At 69.4% G+C, this 16883-nt stretch carries 13 protein-coding genes; 7 read left to right on the top strand and 6 right to left on the bottom strand.

Annotation, left to right across the window (positions count from 1 at the left end):
• Together G472_RS35435 and pyk are read right to left on the bottom strand one after the other, a co-directional pair.
• On the bottom strand, positions 1–527 hold a 527-nt coding region (locus tag G472_RS35435), incomplete at its 3' end, for a pyruvate formate lyase family protein (protein WP_035693670.1).
• 4 nt (positions 528–531) lie between these two features.
• On the bottom strand, positions 532–2031 hold the full coding sequence (gene pyk, locus G472_RS0124485) for a pyruvate kinase (RefSeq protein ID WP_029010482.1): 1500 nt from the start codon (positions 2029–2031) through the stop codon (positions 532–534).
• 438 nt (positions 2032–2469) lie between these two features.
• Between pyk and dctP the strand changes: the two genes are divergently transcribed.
• The 5 genes from dctP (at position 2470) to G472_RS0124510 (ending at position 9802) form a co-directional block, all read left to right on the top strand.
• A complete protein-coding gene (dctP, locus tag G472_RS0124490) occupies positions 2470–3633 on the top strand; it encodes a TRAP transporter substrate-binding protein DctP (protein WP_211100250.1) in 1164 nt (387 codons plus the stop codon).
• 94 nt (positions 3634–3727) lie between these two features.
• Positions 3728–4468, top strand: coding sequence for a TRAP transporter small permease subunit (locus tag G472_RS0124495; protein ID WP_029010484.1), 741 nt, complete (start codon positions 3728–3730; stop codon positions 4466–4468).
• Positions 4461–6005 carry a TRAP transporter large permease gene (locus tag G472_RS0124500; RefSeq protein ID WP_029010485.1) on the top strand — a complete coding sequence of 515 codons (1545 nt, stop codon included), beginning with the start codon at positions 4461–4463 and terminating at the stop codon, positions 6003–6005. Before G472_RS0124495 ends, G472_RS0124500 begins: the two co-directional genes overlap by 8 nt.
• A gap of 70 nt (positions 6006–6075) precedes the next feature.
• Positions 6076–7329 (top strand): MFS transporter, encoded by a 1254-nt coding sequence (locus G472_RS35440; RefSeq protein WP_035693672.1) that lies wholly within the window; start codon positions 6076–6078, stop codon positions 7327–7329.
• Between the two features lie 853 nt (positions 7330–8182).
• Positions 8183–9802, top strand: a complete 1620-nt coding sequence (locus G472_RS0124510; RefSeq protein WP_029010486.1) for a replication initiation protein — start codon at positions 8183–8185, stop codon at positions 9800–9802.
• Positions 9803–9833: 31 nt separating this feature from the next.
• Here the strand turns inward: G472_RS0124510 and G472_RS0124515 are convergent, their stop codons facing one another.
• From G472_RS0124515 to G472_RS0124530, 4 genes are all read right to left on the bottom strand, one after another.
• Entirely contained in the window at positions 9834–10880 is a 1047-nt protein-coding gene (locus G472_RS0124515; RefSeq protein WP_029010487.1) for a LacI family DNA-binding transcriptional regulator, read from the bottom strand.
• 95 nt (positions 10881–10975) lie between these two features.
• The gene (locus G472_RS0124520) at positions 10976–12496 is read right to left on the bottom strand and encodes a tripartite tricarboxylate transporter permease (protein ID WP_029010488.1); all 1521 of its coding nucleotides are present in this window, start codon (positions 12494–12496) and stop codon (positions 10976–10978) included.
• A gap of 70 nt (positions 12497–12566) precedes the next feature.
• Positions 12567–12998 carry a tripartite tricarboxylate transporter TctB family protein gene (locus tag G472_RS0124525; RefSeq protein ID WP_029010489.1) on the bottom strand — a complete coding sequence of 144 codons (432 nt, stop codon included), beginning with the start codon at positions 12996–12998 and terminating at the stop codon, positions 12567–12569.
• A gap of 63 nt (positions 12999–13061) precedes the next feature.
• Entirely contained in the window at positions 13062–14105 is a 1044-nt protein-coding gene (locus G472_RS0124530; protein ID WP_029010490.1) for a type 2 periplasmic-binding domain-containing protein, read from the bottom strand.
• Between the two features lie 292 nt (positions 14106–14397).
• Between G472_RS0124530 and gudD the strand changes: the two genes are divergently transcribed.
• Together gudD and glxR are read left to right on the top strand one after the other, a co-directional pair.
• Positions 14398–15750 carry a glucarate dehydratase gene (gene gudD, locus G472_RS0124535; protein WP_029010491.1) on the top strand — a complete coding sequence of 451 codons (1353 nt, stop codon included), beginning with the start codon at positions 14398–14400 and terminating at the stop codon, positions 15748–15750.
• 31 nt (positions 15751–15781) lie between these two features.
• Positions 15782–16681, top strand: coding sequence for a 2-hydroxy-3-oxopropionate reductase (gene glxR / locus G472_RS0124540; RefSeq protein WP_029010492.1), 900 nt, complete (start codon positions 15782–15784; stop codon positions 16679–16681).
• Positions 16682–16883 lie beyond the last annotated feature (202 nt).

Consider the following 16883-nt stretch of genomic DNA (forward strand, 5'->3'; position numbering starts at 1 on the left):
CCCGACTTGCGGCAGCGCAGCATCTCTTCGGTGTAGACGTCGAAGACGCCGTCGTTGTGGGTCTTGCGCAGGGTCGGGAACACCTCCTCCAGCTTGGGCGAGGGGGTGAAGCCGTAGGCTTCCAGACCGTTCTTCACCATGCGCCAGCCGCCGAAGGGCATGATCGCGCGCTTCAGGGGCTTGTCCGTCTGCAAGCCGACGATGACCTCCAGCGCCGGGTCGATCCAGCCGGGGGCGTGGGCGGTGATGGAGGAGATGGTCTCCGTGTCGGCGTCCAGCACGCCGCCGGTGGCCGCGCGCTCCCGCTTCAGCAGCTCCGCCACCGCGTCCCACAGGGCGCGGGTGCGGCCGGTGGCGTGGCCGAGGAAGGCCGCGTCACCCTCGTAGGGCGTGACGTTGCGGATGATGAAGTCGCGCACGTCCACCGTGCGCTGCCACGCACCACCGGCAAAGCCCCGCCAGGGCGGCGGCGGTGCGGTGTCCGTGTCGGCGGTGTCGGCGAAGCGGTCGTTCAACAGCGTGTCCATGATCTCACCCTTCCCTGAAGGCCGGTGCCGGGACGGCCCGGGCATCGGCCGCCTGCGCCGCCCGGGACGGGCGTTCGACCCAGGCGATGCGCAGGATGTTGGTGTTGCCGGGGATGCCGAAGGGCACGCCGGCGGTGATGACGATCCGTTCCCCCTCGCGCGCCAGGCCGTGGTCCACGGCCAGGCGGACGGCCTTCAGCACCAGTTCGTTGAAGGTGCCGACGTCCTCCGCGTGGACGCTGTGGACGCCGTAGGCGAGCTGCAGCCGGCGCGCCGTCTCGATGCCCGGTGCCAGGCAGAGGATGGGCACCTCCGGCCGCTCCCGCGAGGCGCGCAGGGTGGTCGATCCGGAGGTGGTGTGGGTGACGATGGCGGCGGCGCCCACCGTGCGGGCGACCAGACCGGCCGCCGCGGTGATGGCGTCGGAGGAGGTCTCCTGCGGGTCGGGGTGCCGGGCGTCCATGATCGTGCGGTAGAGCGGATCCTGCTCCACCCGGCGGGCGATCCGGTCCATGATCGACACCGCCTCCACCGGGTGGGCACCCGACGCCGTCTCGGCGGAGAGCATGACCGCGTCGGCGCCCTCATAGACCGCGGTGGCCACGTCGGACGCCTCCGCCCGCGTCGGGGCCGGGGCGGTGACCATGGATTCCAGCATCTGGGTGGCGACGATCACCGGCTTGCCCGCCTGGCGGGCCTCGTGGACGATGCGCTTCTGGATGGCGGGCACGTCCTCGGGCGGCAGTTCGACGCCGAGATCGCCGCGGGCGACCATGACGCCGTCCGACAGCTCGATGATGCGGGTCAGGTGCTCGATCGCCTGCGGCTTCTCCAGCTTCGACATCAGGGCGGCGCGGCCGGCGATCAGGCGGCGTGCCTCCGCCACGTCCTCCGGCCGCTGCACGAAGGACAGGGCAACCCAGTCGACGCCCTGGTCGAGGGCGAAGGCCAGGTCGACGCGGTCCTTGCCGGTCAGCGGCGACAGCGGCAGGACGACGCCGGGCACGTTGACGCCCTTGCGGTCGGACAGGCGGCCGCCGGTCACCACCACCGTATCGGCGTGGCCACTGCTGCACGTCTCCACCCGCAGGCGCACCCGGCCGTCGTCGAGCAGCAGCTCGGCGCCGGGTTCCAGGGCGGCGAAGATCTCGGGATGGGGCATGCCCGCGCGCACCCCGTCGCCGGGTTCGTCCGACAGGTCGAGACGGAAGCGCTGCCCCGCCGCCAGCAAGGCGCCACCCCCGGCGAATCGGCCGAGGCGCAGCTTGGGTCCCTGCAAATCGGCCATGATGGCGATGGGACGGCGGGTCTCCTGCTCGACCGCGCGGATCGCCGCGACCCGCGCGCCGTGGTCGTCATGGCTGCCGTGGCTGAAGTTGAGGCGGAAGACATCCACGCCCGCCTCCACCAGCGTCCGCACCATCCCGCGGGACGAGGAGGACGGTCCCAGGGTCGCGACGATCCTGGTCTGCCGGAAACGACGGATGGGGGTACCGGTGCTCATGCCGAATCAACTCCACTTCCGGATGCCGGAGAAAGGGCGGCGCCGGCGCCCCCGTCGGGGCTGCGGCCGGCGCCGCCAGGTGTCCCGCCGGACCCGGGTGGGAGAGACGTCCGGGCCCGGACGGCGCGGCGATGAGCGGACCACCTGCGGCAAACCCGCCGCCACCAAGGCTGAGCATACTAATATATTAGATCGAGGCAAGCCCAATGCGCGCGTTGCCGCTCGGCGGTGCACAATGTCGCACCGGGTGCCCGTGTGAAAGCCCCCTCTCGGCGCAAAGTGGTAGGACCAAACCGGTGGAACAACAAACAATCAGGTGTTAGTCTTTTTCCCGGCACACACGATGCCGGCCGCGTCCGGCCCCGGAAGGGGTGACGCAGAGCGACTGCCGGGACCACGGCCGGACGACCGAACGTCCGAAAAACGAGGGAGGAACCATTGACCACCAAGACCAGTGACCGCCACCGCGTGTCCGTCGAAGGCGTCGTCGAGGCCCGCCGGAAGTTCCTGAAGGGTCTGGGCGGCGGGGCCGCCGGCGTGGCCGTCGCCGCCGCCGCCGGTACCGTCGCCGCGCCGCACGTCGCCAACGCCCAGGCGCAGGGCCGGACGCTGCGCATCCAGTCCTCCTGGCCGCCGGGCACCGGCGGCTACCGGATCTTCGAGCGGTGGGCGACCACGGTGCCGGAGCTGACGGGCGGCGAGCTGTCGGTGAAGACCTTTCCGGCCGGCGCGGTGTCCGGCGACTTCCAGCTCATGGACGCGGTGCGCAACGGCGTGCTCGACGGCATGAATCTGTTCACCGTCTACTGGGCCGGGCGCATGCCCGCCGGCGTCTTCCTGTCGTCCTATCCCATGGGCCCCAACCACCCGCACCACTGGGACATGCTGTTCAACGCCTTCGGCGGCAACGAACTGGCGCGCGAGCTGTACCAGAAGCAGGGCATGTACTTCGTGGGCCATGTGCACCACGACCTGAACCTCATCCACTCCAAGAAGCCGATCAACTCGCTGGACGATTTCAACGGGCTGCTGCTGCGCGTGCCCGGCGGCATCGTCGCCGACTGCTTCGCCGCCATCGGCGCCCGCACCACCCTGCTGCCGGGGTCGGAGGTCTATCCGGCGCTGGAGCGCGGCACCATCGAGGCGGCGGACTACACCGGCCCGGCGGTCAATTTCGACCTGGGCTTCCAGCAGGTCACCAACTACATCGTCATGGGCCCGCCCTCGACGCCCTGCCTGCACCAACCCGTCGACCTCATGGACTTCTCGCTGTCCCTGCGGGTGTGGCAGAGCCTGTCGCCGCGCATGAAGGAGCTGCTGCCGCAGCTCGTCGCCGCCTACTCCTCGCTCCACTACGGCGCCATCCAGGCGGCCAACCGCGAGGCCTGGGGCAAGTACACCAAGGCCGGCACCACCGTCACCCGTTTGTCGGAAGAGGACGCCGCCCGCTTCCGCAAGATCGCCATCCCGAAATGGTTCGAATGGGCCAACAAGGACAAGGATGCGGCGCGCCTGTTCAAGCTGCACCTCGACGTCATGCAGGATCCGTCGGTGGCGTACATCACGCCGGAAGACATCAAGGGGCATGAGCTGAAGCTCTGACCCCCGTCGCCCGGACGGCGGGATCGCGGGCGGCCCCGGCGGCGGCCCGCGGTCCCGTCCCGTGCGCCCGCCCGCCCACCGACGGAACCCGCCGATGAACGTGACCCACGGTTTCGTGCTGCCCCACTGGCTGTACTGGGGTGCGCTGCTGCTCTTTCCGCTCGTCTACATGCTGTTCGCCGGCTGGCGGGAACGGCGGCCCGGCACCGGCCACGGCACCGGCGACGGCGTCACCGCCGCCGACCTGGACGAGACCGCCGGCGCCAAGAGCCGCATCCTCGCCTCCCTGCCGGGCAACCGCTTCACGCGCTTCGCCGACGCGCTGTCGCAGTTCACCGGCGTCTTCGTCGCCTATTGGACGGTGATCGCCGTCCTGGTCTATTTCTTCGAGGTGGTGTCCCGCTATTTCCTGCGCATGCCGACCAACTGGGCGCACGAGTCCATGTTCCTGATGTTCGGCATGCAGTACGTGCTGGCCGGCGCCTACGCCTACCTGCACGACGCCCATGTCCGCGTCGACCTGTTCTACGCCAGGGCGACGCCGCGCGGCCAGGCGGCGATCGACATCATCACCCACTTCTTCTTCCTGATCTTCGCGCTGGCCTTCATCTGGACGGCGTGGACCTTCTTCTCCAGCTCGATGAGCCAAAACACCTGGTTCTGGGCCACCGGCTACTCCGACGAGGTGTCCTTCACCGAGTGGGGCATCGCCTACTGGCCGGTCAAGTTCTCGCTGGTGCTGGGCGGCGTGCTGCTGCTGATCCAGGGCATCAGCCGCTTCGTCAAGGACGTCCGGATCTTCACCATGGAAGGGACGGGAGGCGCCCATGGCTAGCCTCGCCGCGGAGGGCAGCCGTCGCCCCGGCGGCCTGTTGCCGCGCACCGGGCGCGGCCGGGCGGTGCTGCTGGTCACCGCCACGCTCGCCTTCATCATCCTGGTGGAGGTGATGAACATCGCCTTCGTCGATCCCTACACCGACCCGCCGCTGCTCTTCACGCTCCAGGGCACCCTGTCGGAGATCTCCATCGGCTGGCTGTCGGTGCTGATGTTCGGGTCGCTGCTGGTGCTGCTGTTCGCCGGCATGCCGCTGGTGTTCGTCACCGGATCGCTCGGCGTCATCTTCATTTATCTCGTCGGCGATCAGTTCATGCTGAACATCATCCCGACACGCATCTTCCCGCTGATGACCGACTACCAGCTCTCGGCCATCCCGCTGTTCATCTTCATGGCCAGCATGCTGGAGCGCGCCGGGCTGATCGACGAGATGTTCGACGTGCTCTACCAGTGGATGGGCGGCGTGCGCGGCGGGCTGGCCATCGCCACCATCATCGCCTCGACCATCCTGGCGGCCATGGTGGGGGTGATCGGCGCCGCCGTGGTCACCATGGGCATCATCGCCCTGCCGGCCATGCTGAAGCGCGCCTACGACCCGGAGGTGGCGCTGGGCGCCATCATGGCCGGCGGCACGCTGGGCATCCTGATCCCGCCCTCCATCCTGGCGATCATCTACGCCGTGGTGGCCCAGCAGTCGGTGGGTGAGCTGTACATCGGCTCCATCCTCCCCGGCCTGCTGCTGTCGGGCCTGTACGTCACGTACGTGGGTGTACGCGCCTGGCTGAACCCGAAGATCGGCCCGTCCCTGCCGCCGGCGGAGCGGGTGAACCTGGCCGGCAAGCTGCTGCTGCTGCGCCGCATGGCGGCACCGGTGGTGCTGATCGTGCTGGTGCTGGGGGTGATCTTCACCGGCGCCGCGACGCCGGTGGAAGCCGCGGCCATCGGCAGCTTCGGGGCCATGGTGGTGGCGGCGCTGCACGGCCGGCTGTCCCTGCGCTCGATCAAGGAGGCGTGCATCGGCACCGCCAAGGCGTCGGCCATGGTGCTGTGGATCATCTTCGGCGCCACCATCTTCGTCGGCTTCTACATCCTGCGCGGCGGGCAGGAGTTCGTCGCCAACCTCATCCTCGGCACCGGGCTGGATGCCTACGGGGTGCTGGCGCTGATGATGCTGATCCTGTTCTTCCTGGGCATGTTCCTGGACTGGGTCGGCATCCTGCTGCTGGCGGTGCCGATCTTCATTCCCATCATCACCCGCTTCTCCTTCCCCGGCCTGTTCGGCCTGCCGGGCATCGAGTCGGGCGACGTGGCGCTGTGGTTCGGCGTGCTCTACCTCGTCAACATGCAGATGGCGTTCCTCAGTCCGCCCTTCGGCTATGCCCTGTTCTACATGCGCGGCGTGGCGCCCGCGTCGATCAGCACCGCCACCATCTTCCGCTCGTCCCTGCCGTTCCTGGCGATCCAGGCGACGGGCCTGCTGGCCTGCGTGCTGTTCCCGCAGATCGTGCTGTGGCTGCCGCGATTGGTGTACGGATAGGAGACGCGACAGGGTGGCGGGGGAGTCTGTTCCAGACAGGCACTCCCCGCCACCCACCGCGAGGTTCCCCTTGCCATCCCCCTTCGGCTCCACGCTCCTGACCGTCCTGGCGCTGCTGTCCGGCTACGCCGTGCTGCAGGTGGGCAACACCCTGCAGACCACGCTGCTGGTGGTGCGCGCCGACATCGAGGGGTTCTCCCCCATCCAGATCGGGTTGATCGGCACCGCCTTCTCCGCCGGGCTGGTGGCCGGATCGCTGCGCGCCGGCGTGCTGATCGCCCGCGTCGGCCACACCCGCACCTTCGCCGCCCTGGCCTCGCTGGCCTCGGCGGCGGCCCTGCTGCACGTCCTGATCGTCGATCCCCGCGCCTGGGTGCTGTTCCGGGCGCTGACCGGCTTCTGCCTGGCCGGGCTGTTCATCGTGGTGGAAAGCTGGCTGAACGGCACCGCCACGTCCGACATGCGCGGGCGGTTGATCGGCGTCTACGGCATGGCCGGGCTGGGAGCGGGTCTGGTCGGCCAGCTCCTGCTGCCGCTGGCCGATCCCGCGGGCTTCGTGCTGTTCTGCGTCGCCTCGGTTCTGGTGTCGCTGGCCCTGGTGCCGGTGGCCCTGTCGCTGGCCACCGCACCCGGCGGTGACGCGCCCATGGCCTCCATCGACCTGCCGCGCCTCTACCGCCAGTCGCCCTTCGGCGTCGCCGCCGCCTTCCTGTGCGGCATCAGCACCGGCGCCTTCTTCGGGCTGGCGCCCCTGTTCGCCCGAGGGATCGGCCTCGACCAGGCGGGCGTCGCCCTGTTCATGGCGGCCACCATGCTCGGCGGCTTCGTCCTGATGTGGCCGTTCGGCTGGCTGTCCGACCGCATGGACCGCCGCACGCTGGTGGTGGGCATCGCTGCCGCCGCCGCCGCCACTCAGGTCTTCGCCACGCTGCTGACCGCCGACCGGGTGACGCCGTGGATGGTGTACGGGCTGGTCTTCCTGGTCGGTGGCCTGATCGTCCCCACATACAGCCTGGTGATCGCCCACGTCAACGACATGGTGTCCCCCGGCGAGTTCGTGGCCGCATCGAGCGGGCTGCTGATCGTGCAGGGCGCCGGCGCCGCGCTGGGACCGCTGGCGGCCGGAGCGGCCATGGCGTCGCTGGGGCCCAAGGGGCTGCCCTACGTGATCATCACCGCGCAGGTGGCCATGGCCTGTTGGGGCGTCTACCGCATCACCCGGCGCACCGCGCCACCGGTGGAGCTGAAGGAGGGTTTCGTGCCCATGCCCGCAGTTCCCGTGGGCATCGAGCTGGCCCCGGTGCCGGAAACCGCCGCGGAGTGAGAAGTATATGACTCTGGATTCAATCTGACCATATTCTCTCAGGGAGACCGGATACGGCCGGCCAAGCCGTTGAGAATCCTGGATACCGGCCGGCGGGCGGTGGAAGCCCGTGGGAACGGGGGCCCGTAGAATGGAGCCCCATGGGAAAGCGGTCCGGGCAAAGCTGGAAACCTCTGGGAAAACGCCCGATCCTGCGGTGGAAACCATTGGGAATGGATTCTGGAAGCCGGTGGGACACGGGGCGAAACATGGAAAGCGGTGGGACGGACGGGTGGAAGCCCGTGGGAATACCGTCCGCACCACCGCTCCCGGGGCCAAATATGGAAGCCTGTGGGAAAAAGCGTTGCCCCCGGCGGTGTCGAGAGTCTCCCGCGGAGGGGGCGGGCGTCACCGCCCGCGCCAAATATGGAAGCCGGTGGGAACGGGACGGCGGGCGGCGCCGGGCAAATGTGGAAAGCGGTGGGAAGGCCCGCCAAGCATGGAAACCCGTGGGAAGCGCCGTCCCCTCCGCCGGCCCCGGGCGAACCGGCCGAAGCCGCCGTGAAACGTCGTGAAACGCGCACAAATCCTTGAATCCACGCCGAGAGTCCGGCCCCTGCGGGAGTCCGGGCGGGGGCCGGGACTCGGAGTCGCATTCCCACCGCTTTCCATGTTTGACGGGGCGTCCCGTCCCCTCCCTTTCCCACCGTCTTCCATGGTTCGCCCACCCCGGCGTGCAGGTGGCCGCGGCGACTCGCGATTCAAAAGGTGGAATCGCGATTCCATGGTTAGGCCTTGACTCATGCCCTCCCGGCCGGACAATACGGGCGGCCGGGGTGCGTACGGCCGGCGGGCAACGAGGGGCGGCAGCGACATGAAGACGGAGATCAGCCGGATCGAGCTGGGCAAGCCCGACGACCTGATCAACAGCCCCAACTACGTCTCCATGGCGGCCGCCTACCTGGTCAACGCCATCCTGCTGAACGAACAGCTCAATCCCAGCGAGGAGAACACGGTCCGCCGCATCCCCGTGCGCGACGTGCGCCTGCTGCTGGGGGCGGAGAACTCCCACAACACCCAGTTCCTGGAGCGGGTGCTGGACGAGCTGCTGCTGACCAAGATCACCTGGGGCAAGCTGGTGTGGCCGGGCGAGCGGGATCCGGAGCCGGACGGGGAGGGCGGCGACGGCGAGGCGGAGGCCGAGGCCGACGTGGACCCGGAGGGGGAGATGACGGTCACCGCCACCACCTTCCTCAGCGAGTACGCCTACCGCGTGCGCTCCAAGGACGGCATGGTGCCCGAGCGCGGCTTCATCAAGTACCGCCTGAACCCGCGCATCCACCAGATCATGCGGGAAAAGCGGCTGGTCACCAACATCAACCTGGTGACCCAGCGCGCCTTCGCCTTCCAGTACAGCCAGAAGCTCTACGAGGTGCTGCAGCGCACGCTCCAGCGCAACCCCGACAAGCCGTCGCCGTCGGAGATCATCCGGGTCGCCGACCTGCGCATCCTGCTGGGCGTCGGTCCCGACCGCTATCCCGTCTTCGCCGACCTCAACCGCTACGTCCTCAAGCCGGCAGTGGACGAGATCTCCCAGGCCTCCGACATCCAGGTCGCCACCAAGACGCTGCGCCAGAACCGCGCCGCCTACGGCATCGAGTTCACGGTGACGCGCAAGCGGGAGTTCCAGTTCTCCCTCGCCCTCGACGCCCACACCCTGCCGGAGCTGTTCCGCCAGGCCATGCTGGAGAAGCGCAACGACGCCGAGCGCGGCCACGTGGTCCGCCGCCTGTCCAGCTACAACATCAACAAGGCGGCGGCGGTGGAGTACATCGAGAAGATCGGGCTGGCGCGGGTGGAGGAGGTCATCCGCCTGTGCGAGGCCGACTTCAAGGCGGGCTACAAGCCGCAGAACAAGAACGCCTACGTGCGCAGCTGCCTGAAGGGCACCAGCACGCCGGGCGAGTTCGCGGCGCGCGCCGCCACCTCCGGCGCCGAGGTGGAGGAGGGCAAGCGCGGCTATTTCGAGACGCTGCAGCAGGAGTTCGGCTTCACCGAGGCGGAGGCCGCCAAGGCGGTGTCCGACCACGACGCGCGTCGCCTGCACGCCAACATCGAGTATGTGCGCTCCCAGCGCGGCCGCGGCACCCGCAAGCTGGGCAAGCCCTACATGAAGGCGGCCCTGCGCGACGACTACGCCAACAGCGACGAGATGGAGGCGGTGGCCGCCATCGCCGGCAGCGCCGTCCCCGTCGCCGGAGCGGAGAGCGCGGGCGACCACAAGATGGCGGTGGCCGCCCTGCGCGCCCGCTTCGCCGCCCTGGACGAGGCGGAGCGCGCCGCCCTGCTGGCCGAGTTCGAGACCGCCGGCCCGCCCGGCCCGGAGACGCTGGACCGCTTCCGCCGCCTGGGCCCCGACCACGCCCAGACGGAATGGCCGTTCTACGGCTGGTTCCTCGGCCAGAAGAAGGGCTGGCTGCGCGCCGGCCGCTGATCGGGCGGGCAACGGGCGGCGGATGGCGCTGCTAGCGCCGCCGCGTGCTCTCCCGCTCGACGATGGCGAAGCCCACATCGACCACCCGGTCGGGCACCGCGGCGCCGCGGATGCGGTCCAGGAGCTTGCGCGCCGCGCAGCGGCCCATGGAGGCGCGGTCGATGTGCACCGTGGTCAGCGCCGGGAAGGTGGCGCGCGCGAAGCTCTGATCGCCGAAGCCGATGACCGACACCTGTCCGGGTATGGTCAGGCCGCGCGCCAGCGCCTCGGTCAGCACGCCCTGGGCCAGCACGTCGGAGCTGCAGAACACCACCCCGTCGGCGAAGCCGTCGCGGATGAGGGCCGACAGCCCGTCGCGGCCGAGCTGCAGGCTGGCCGGGCCGGGAAAGGTGGCGTCGTGCAGCGGGCCGAGGCCGCGGCGCGCCAGCGCCCGGGCGAAGCTGGCCTTGCGGACCATGGCGCGCTCGTCGTCCACCGAGACGACGCCGAAGGCGCGGTAGCCATGCTCCGCCGCGAAGGCCGCCACCGTCTCGCCCACCGCTTCGTGGGAGAATCCCACCACCACGTCGACGGGCGTCTGCGTCAGGTCCCAGATCTCCACCACCGGCACGGCCGCCGACAGCAGCATGCGCCGGCAGCGGGCGCTGTGGCGCACCCCGGTCAGCAGGATGCCGTCCGGCCGCCGGCTCAGCACCGCGGCGATCAGCGCCTCCTCCTCGGATTCGGTGTAGCCGGATTCGCCGAACAGGACCTGATAGCCGGCCTCCTTCACCGGGGCGATGAAGCCGTGGATCGTCTCGGCGTAGACGGGGTTGCTGATCAGCGGCACCGCCGCCGCCACCAGCCGGCTGCGGCTGGACGCCAGTGCGCCCGCCACCAGGTTGGGGACGTAGCCGGTGCGCTCGATGGCCCGGTTCACCTTGTCCAGCGTCGCCGCCGACAGCTTGTGCGGGGCGCTGATGGCGCGCGAGACGGTGATGGTGGAGACGCCGGCCACCCGCGCCACCTCCTCCATGGTCACCGCTTCCGAGCCGCGGCGGCCCGCCGGTCGTGCGTCCTTCAGCGTCTCATCCGTCATCGGGGGTCCGTGCTCCGGGGCTGGGGCGGCTGGAAGAAAGCCCCGGCCCCCGGCGCGCGATCAAGCAAAATCCGGGGGCCGGCCGGCAGGGGCGTTCAGGCGCCGCGCTCCGCCGCGGGATCGTCGGGCCCGCGTCCGGCGGCACGGCGCGCCAGGTAGATGGACAGTCCCACCGACAGGGCGATCAGCACCCACAGCACCATGGCGATGGGGCTCTTGGTGAAGAAGATGGTGAGCGTCCCGAACGACTCGATGCTCTTCACGAAGTAGATCTCCGCCGCCGGCCCCAGGATGAAGCCGATGATGAAGGGTGCCACCTCCAGCCCCAGCTTCTGCCCGACGAAGGCCAGCACGCCGAACAGCAGCAGCGTCCACACGTCGAACATGATGCCGTAGTTGATGGTGTAGGCACCGACCACCGACATCATCAGGATGATGGGGTAGAGCACGTATTTGGGGATCAGCACCAGCCGCGCGAGGTGGCGGATGGCAAAGTACATCATCAGGAACATGACGGCGTTGGCGGCCAGCAGCGCGACGATCATGGAGTTCCAGATCTGCGGGTTCTCGCCGATGAACAGCGGCCCGACCTGGATGCCCTGCAGGGCGAAGGCGCCGATGAGGATGGCCGTGGTGCTGTCGCCGGGAATGCCCAGCGACAGCAGCGGCACCAGCGCGCCGCCGGTCAGCCCGTTGTTGGCCGATTCCGAGGCGATGACGCCGGCCGGAGCGCCCTTGCCGAACTGTTCCGGGTTGCGCGAGAAGTTCTTTTCCTGGCTGTAGGACAGCACCGACGCGGCGCTGCCGCCGACCCCCGGCAGGATGCCGACGAAGGTCCCGATGGAGGCGGAACGCACCAGGTTCACCCCCTGGCCGCGGAACAGCGACAGGGAAAACGGCTTGCCCGTGGTGAGGCGCAGGCGATCGGCGGCGGTTTCCTCGCGCACGCCCTGCGCGGCCTCGGCCAGGATGGCGGCGACGCCGAAGACGCCGATCAGCACCGGCAGCAGAGCGAAGCCGCTTTCCAGATAGGGGATCAGCGCCTCGGGCATCAGCCGCACCTCGCCGTTGCCGCCGACCGAGGTGGGATAGGTGCCGACCAGGCTGATGAAGATGCCGAGCACGCCGCTGAAGATCCCGACGATCAGGCTGCTCGACAGGGCGGCCATGACCGTCAGCGCCAGCAGGATGATCAGGAACTTCTCGATGTAGGAGAACTTGATGGCGAAATCGGCCAGCGCCGGCGCGAAGAGGTAGAGCACCGCCAGGCTGAACAGGCCGCCGAACAGCGAGGCGTAGATGGCCAGCTTCAGCGCCCGCTCCCCCTCGCCCTTCTGCGTCATGGGGTAGCCGTCGAAGGTGGTGGTGATCGACGAGGGCGTGCCGGGGATGTTCAGCAGGATGGCCGGCACCAGGCCGCCGGAAATGCCGCCGACGTACAGGCCCAGCAGCAGCGCCAGCCCGTCGACCAGCCCCAGCGAATAGGTGAGCGGCAGGCACACGGCCACCGCCATGGTGGCGGTCATTCCGGGAATCGCCCCGAACAGGATGCCGACCATGGTGCCGCCGGCGACCAGGACGAAGAACTGCGGCGTCAGTAGGGACAGGAATTCCATGGCGGGTACTCCCCGGCGCCCGGAGCGGCCCGGGTTTCCAGAAAACCCGGGGCCGCTCCATCGGATTGATCTAGGGCAGGCTGAGATTGAAGAGGCGGGCGAGCACGTACCAGGCGACGCTGGGCGCCACGACGGCGTTGACGGCGGCGATCAGGAGCGGCCGGCCGCGCCGGACGTGCAGGTACAGCAGCGACAGAAGGAACAGGTACGGGATGGACGTCAGGTAGAATCCCAGCCCGCTGTGCGGGTAGACGTCCCCGACCACGGGCATGGTCAGGAAATAGGCGACGGTCAACCCGATGGTGCCCAGCAGCCGCATCCGGTCGGTGTCGCGCACCTCCTGCCGCAGGCGTCCGGCCGACGCGGCGATTTCCCGCCGTTTGGTGACCAGCACCGCCAGGAAGAGCACCACCAGCACCGCGAAGACGATCCTCGGGAAGAACAGGTGGGACTCGCTGAAGTCCACCGACACGGCGAGGAGCGAGGAGAGGCCGCCGTCCATGATCGCGTTCCCCTGTTGTGAAGGACGGGCCTCCCCCGCCGGCGGCGGGGAAGGCCGGATGGTCTACTGGCGGATCGCCTCGATGATCTGCCGGTACTGGTCGCGCTTCTCCTGCAGGTAGGCGTGCGCCTCGCCCGAGGGCTTGAAGTTGGGGATGAAGAAGGCGTTCTTCTGGGTCGTCTGGATCTTGCCGTCGGCGTAGATCCCGGCCAGCGCCTGATCGATGGCGGCAACCGCCTCGTCGCTCATCTTCGCGTTGTAGATGAAGAAGAAGTCCTTGTCGAAGACGAAGGGCTGGCCGTCGGCGCGCGGGACAACGGTGTTCGGCTCCACGTACTTCAGCATGTCGTCACGGCCGGTCTCGCCGATGCCTTCAGGATTGGCCTGGTTGATGACGTCGCGGCTCGATGTCAGCCAGACGAAGCGCATGGCCTTCTGGTCGGTCTCCGGCAGGCGGGTGTACTGCTCGTTCGCCTGGACCGAGCCGTGGATCACGTCCGCCTGCCCGTCGAACAGGAGCTGGTTCTTGTCCGCCTGCGACCCCGTGTTGATGGCGACGACGTTGCCCTCGGACCCCGGATGCTTGGCGCGCACCGCGTTCTTCAGGGCGCTGAAGCCGATTTCGGACACACCGCCGGGCTCGATGGCGACGCGGACGCGCTTGCCCTCGCCGGCGGCGGCGATGACGTCCTCGATGGTTTGGTAGGGGGACTTCTTGGGCACGAGATAGGCGTTGCCGGGGTTGATCGCCACGGTCGGGCCGATCCGGTACGTCTCGAAGATGTCGTCGTAGCCGCGCACGCCGTAGAGGTTCCCCAGATACGACTGGTCGTGGAAGATCATCACCGTGTTGCCGCGGGTGTCGCGCGTGATGGCCTTGAACGCCTCGGTGGCGCCGACCGGATCCACCTTGACGTTGACGCCCAGCTTCTGCCCCAGGGCCTCGGCGACGATGCTGGCGTTCTGGTAGGTGTCGCCGCCGGTGGAGGTCGAGCCGACGACGACCCGCAGATTGCCGCTGATCGGCTGGGCCGTCGCCGCGACCGGCGCGGTGGCCAGCGCGAGGCCCAGCGCGCCGGCGCCGAGCGTCGTGAGCATGCTGTTCATTTCTGAAATCCTCCCATGGGTGTCGGGCATTCGCTGACTGTTTGACAGCGCTATCATTGAGGCTGCCACGAGAATGACAGCGCTGTCAACCGTTCTTCGGCGAATGCGTGCGAATGCCGCAGGCGGCCCGTCCGAAGCTGAGTTGATGATCCTCATCCGCGGATTTCTGCGCCGCTCGCGTGAAGAAAAGGCTTGGATTCGGACTGTTCGCCGCGCTATCGTCACGGATGTCAGCGCTAACATAACTGCACGGCGGGTGCGCCGCCGATCCAGCAAACGGGAGATCCGGACCGTGTCCGAGCCAACGACCAAGGCCCCGCAGGGTGCCCCCACCGTGACCGAGATGCTGGTCGTCCCGGTCGCCGGCCACGACAGCATGCTGCTCAACCTCAGCGGCGCGCATGCGCCCTTCTTCACCCGCAATGTCGTGGTCCTGCGCGACAGCGCCGGCCACACCGGGGTGGGTGAGGTGCCCGGCGGCGAAGCGATCCGCCGCACGCTGGAGGAGGCGCGCCCCCTGGTGGTGGGCCGCACGGTCGGGGAATGGAACGCGGTGCTGAACGCGGTGCGCCGGCGCTTCGCCGACCGCGACGCCGGCGGGCGCGGGTTGCAGACCTTCGACCTGCGCACCACCATCCACGTGGTGACGGCGATCGAAGCGGCGCTGCTCGACCTGCTGGGGCAGGCGCTGGGAGTGCCGGTGGCGGCGCTGCTGGGCGACGGGCAGCAGCGCGACACGGTGGAGATGCTGGGCTATCTCTTCTTCATCGGCGACCGCACGAAGACGGACCTGCCCTACCGGGCCGCGACCGACGCCGACGACGACTGGCTGCGCCTGCGCGACGAGGCGGCGCTGACGCCCGACGCGGTGGTGCGCCTGGCCGAGGCGGCGCACGCCCGCTACGGCTTCAACGACTTCAAGCTGAAGGGCGGGGTGCTTGAGGGTGAGCGGGAGATGGAGGCGGTCACCGCGCTCGCCCGCCGCTTCCCCGACGCCCGCATCACGCTGGACCCCAACGGGGCGTGGTCGCTGGACGAGGCGGTGCGGCTGTGCAAGGGCCGGGGTGACGTGCTGGCCTACGCGGAGGACCCCTGCGGGGCCGAGCAGGGCTATTCGGGGCGCGAGGTGATGGCGGAGTTCCGCCGCGCCACCGGTCTGCCGACGGCCACCAACATGATCGCCACGGACTGGCGCCAGATGGGCCATGCCATCCAGCTCCGGTCCGTGGACATCCCCCTGGCCGACCCGCATTTCTGGACCATGCAGGGATCGGTGCGCGTGGCGCAGATGTGCGACGCCTGGGGGCTGACGTGGGGGTCCCACTCCAACAACCATTTCGACATCTCGCTGGCCATGTTCACCCATGTGGCCGCCGCCGCACCCGGACGCATCACCGCCATCGACACCCACTGGATCTGGCAGGACGGCCAGCACCTGACGAAGGAACCGCTGCGCATCGTGAACGGCACGGTGGCGGTGCCGACGGCACCGGGCCTGGGCATCACCGTCGACATGGACGCGCTGGAGCGGGCGCACGAACTCTACAAGGCGCACGGCCTCGGGGCGCGCGACGACGCCGTGGCCATGCAGCACATCATCCCCGGCTGGACCTTCGACAACAAGCGCCCCTGCCTGGTGCGCTGACCACACACGGACCCATCGGAAAGGACGAGACATGAGCAAGATCGGCTTCATCGGCCTGGGCATCATGGGCGCGCCCATGGCGGGGCACCTGCAGGCGGGCGGGCACACCCTGTTCGTCCACACCATCGGCACCGTTCCCGACGCCCTCACCGCCGGCGGCGCCACCGTCTGCGCCTCGGCCCGGGCGGTCGCGGAGCAGGCGGAGATCGTGTTCATCATGGTCCCCGACACCCCGGACGTGGAGGCGGTGCTGTTCGGCGCCGACGGTGTCGCCGAGGGGCTGTCGGCGGGCAAGATCGTGGTGGACATGTCCTCCATCTCGCCGGTCGCCACCAAGGGCTTCGCGACGCGCATCAACGCGCTGGGCTGCGACTACCTGGACGCCCCGGTGTCGGGCGGCGAGGTCGGTGCCAAAGCGGCGTCGCTGACCATCATGGTCGGCGGCCCGGACGCCGCCTTCGCCACGGTGAAGCCGCTGTTCGAGCTGATGGGCAAGAACATCACGCTCGTCGGCGGCAACGGCGACGGCCAGACCACCAAGGTCGCCAACCAGATCATCGTCGCCCTGACCATCGAGGCGGTGGGCGAGGCCCTGCTGCTGGCCGCCCGTGCCGGCGCCGACCCGGCCAGGGTGCGCCAGGCGCTGATGGGGGGCTTCGCCAACTCCCGCATCCTGGAGGTGCACGGGGAGCGCATGGTCAAGCGCACCTTCGATCCCGGATTCCGCATCGAGCTGCACCAGAAGGACCTGAACCTGGCGCTGGCGACCGCCCGCGCGCTGGGCGTTGCCCTACCCAACACGGCGACGGCGCAGGAGCTGTTCAACGCCTGCGCCGCCCGCGGCGGCAAGGCCTGGGACCACTCCGCCATGGTCCGCGCCCTGGAGACGCTGGCCAACTTCGAGATCGGCGGCACCCCGGCGGCGGAGTAGCCACCCGGCGCCAACCTCCTCCCCCGCCCGGAGGCGGGGGAGGGCCATCGAAGCGAACGGAGACACCCATGGAAACCCCCCGGCACCTGCTGGAAGCCATGTTCCGGGCCGCGGTGGATGCGGCGCTGCCGGCGGTCTGCGTGCCGCCGCACCTGCCGGCCCCGCCGAAGGGGCGCACCGTGGTGGTGGGGGCCGGCAAGGC

Origin of the sequence: Azospirillum halopraeferens DSM 3675 (genome assembly GCF_000429625.1) — a bacterium.
Lineage (GTDB): Bacteria > Pseudomonadota > Alphaproteobacteria > Azospirillales > Azospirillaceae > Azospirillum > Azospirillum halopraeferens.

Bases quoted from the DNA above. Each gene is read 5' to 3' on its own strand.
- pyk (WP_029010482.1), bottom strand. From the start codon at position 2,031: ATGAGCACCGGTACCCCCATCCGTCGTTTCCGGCAGACCAGGATCGTC.
- G472_RS0124495 (WP_029010484.1), top strand. From the start codon at position 3,728: ATGAACGTGACCCACGGTTTCGTGCTGCCCCACTGGCTGTACTGGGGT.
- G472_RS0124500 (WP_029010485.1), top strand. From the start codon at position 4,461: ATGGCTAGCCTCGCCGCGGAGGGCAGCCGTCGCCCCGGCGGCCTGTTG.
- G472_RS0124510 (WP_029010486.1), top strand. From the start codon at position 8,183: ATGAAGACGGAGATCAGCCGGATCGAGCTGGGCAAGCCCGACGACCTG.
- G472_RS0124515 (WP_029010487.1), bottom strand. From the start codon at position 10,880: ATGACGGATGAGACGCTGAAGGACGCACGACCGGCGGGCCGCCGCGGC.
- G472_RS0124520 (WP_029010488.1), bottom strand. From the start codon at position 12,496: ATGGAATTCCTGTCCCTACTGACGCCGCAGTTCTTCGTCCTGGTCGCC.
- G472_RS0124525 (WP_029010489.1), bottom strand. From the start codon at position 12,998: ATGGACGGCGGCCTCTCCTCGCTCCTCGCCGTGTCGGTGGACTTCAGC.
- G472_RS0124530 (WP_029010490.1), bottom strand. From the start codon at position 14,105: ATGAACAGCATGCTCACGACGCTCGGCGCCGGCGCGCTGGGCCTCGCG.
- glxR (WP_029010492.1), top strand. From the start codon at position 15,782: ATGAGCAAGATCGGCTTCATCGGCCTGGGCATCATGGGCGCGCCCATG.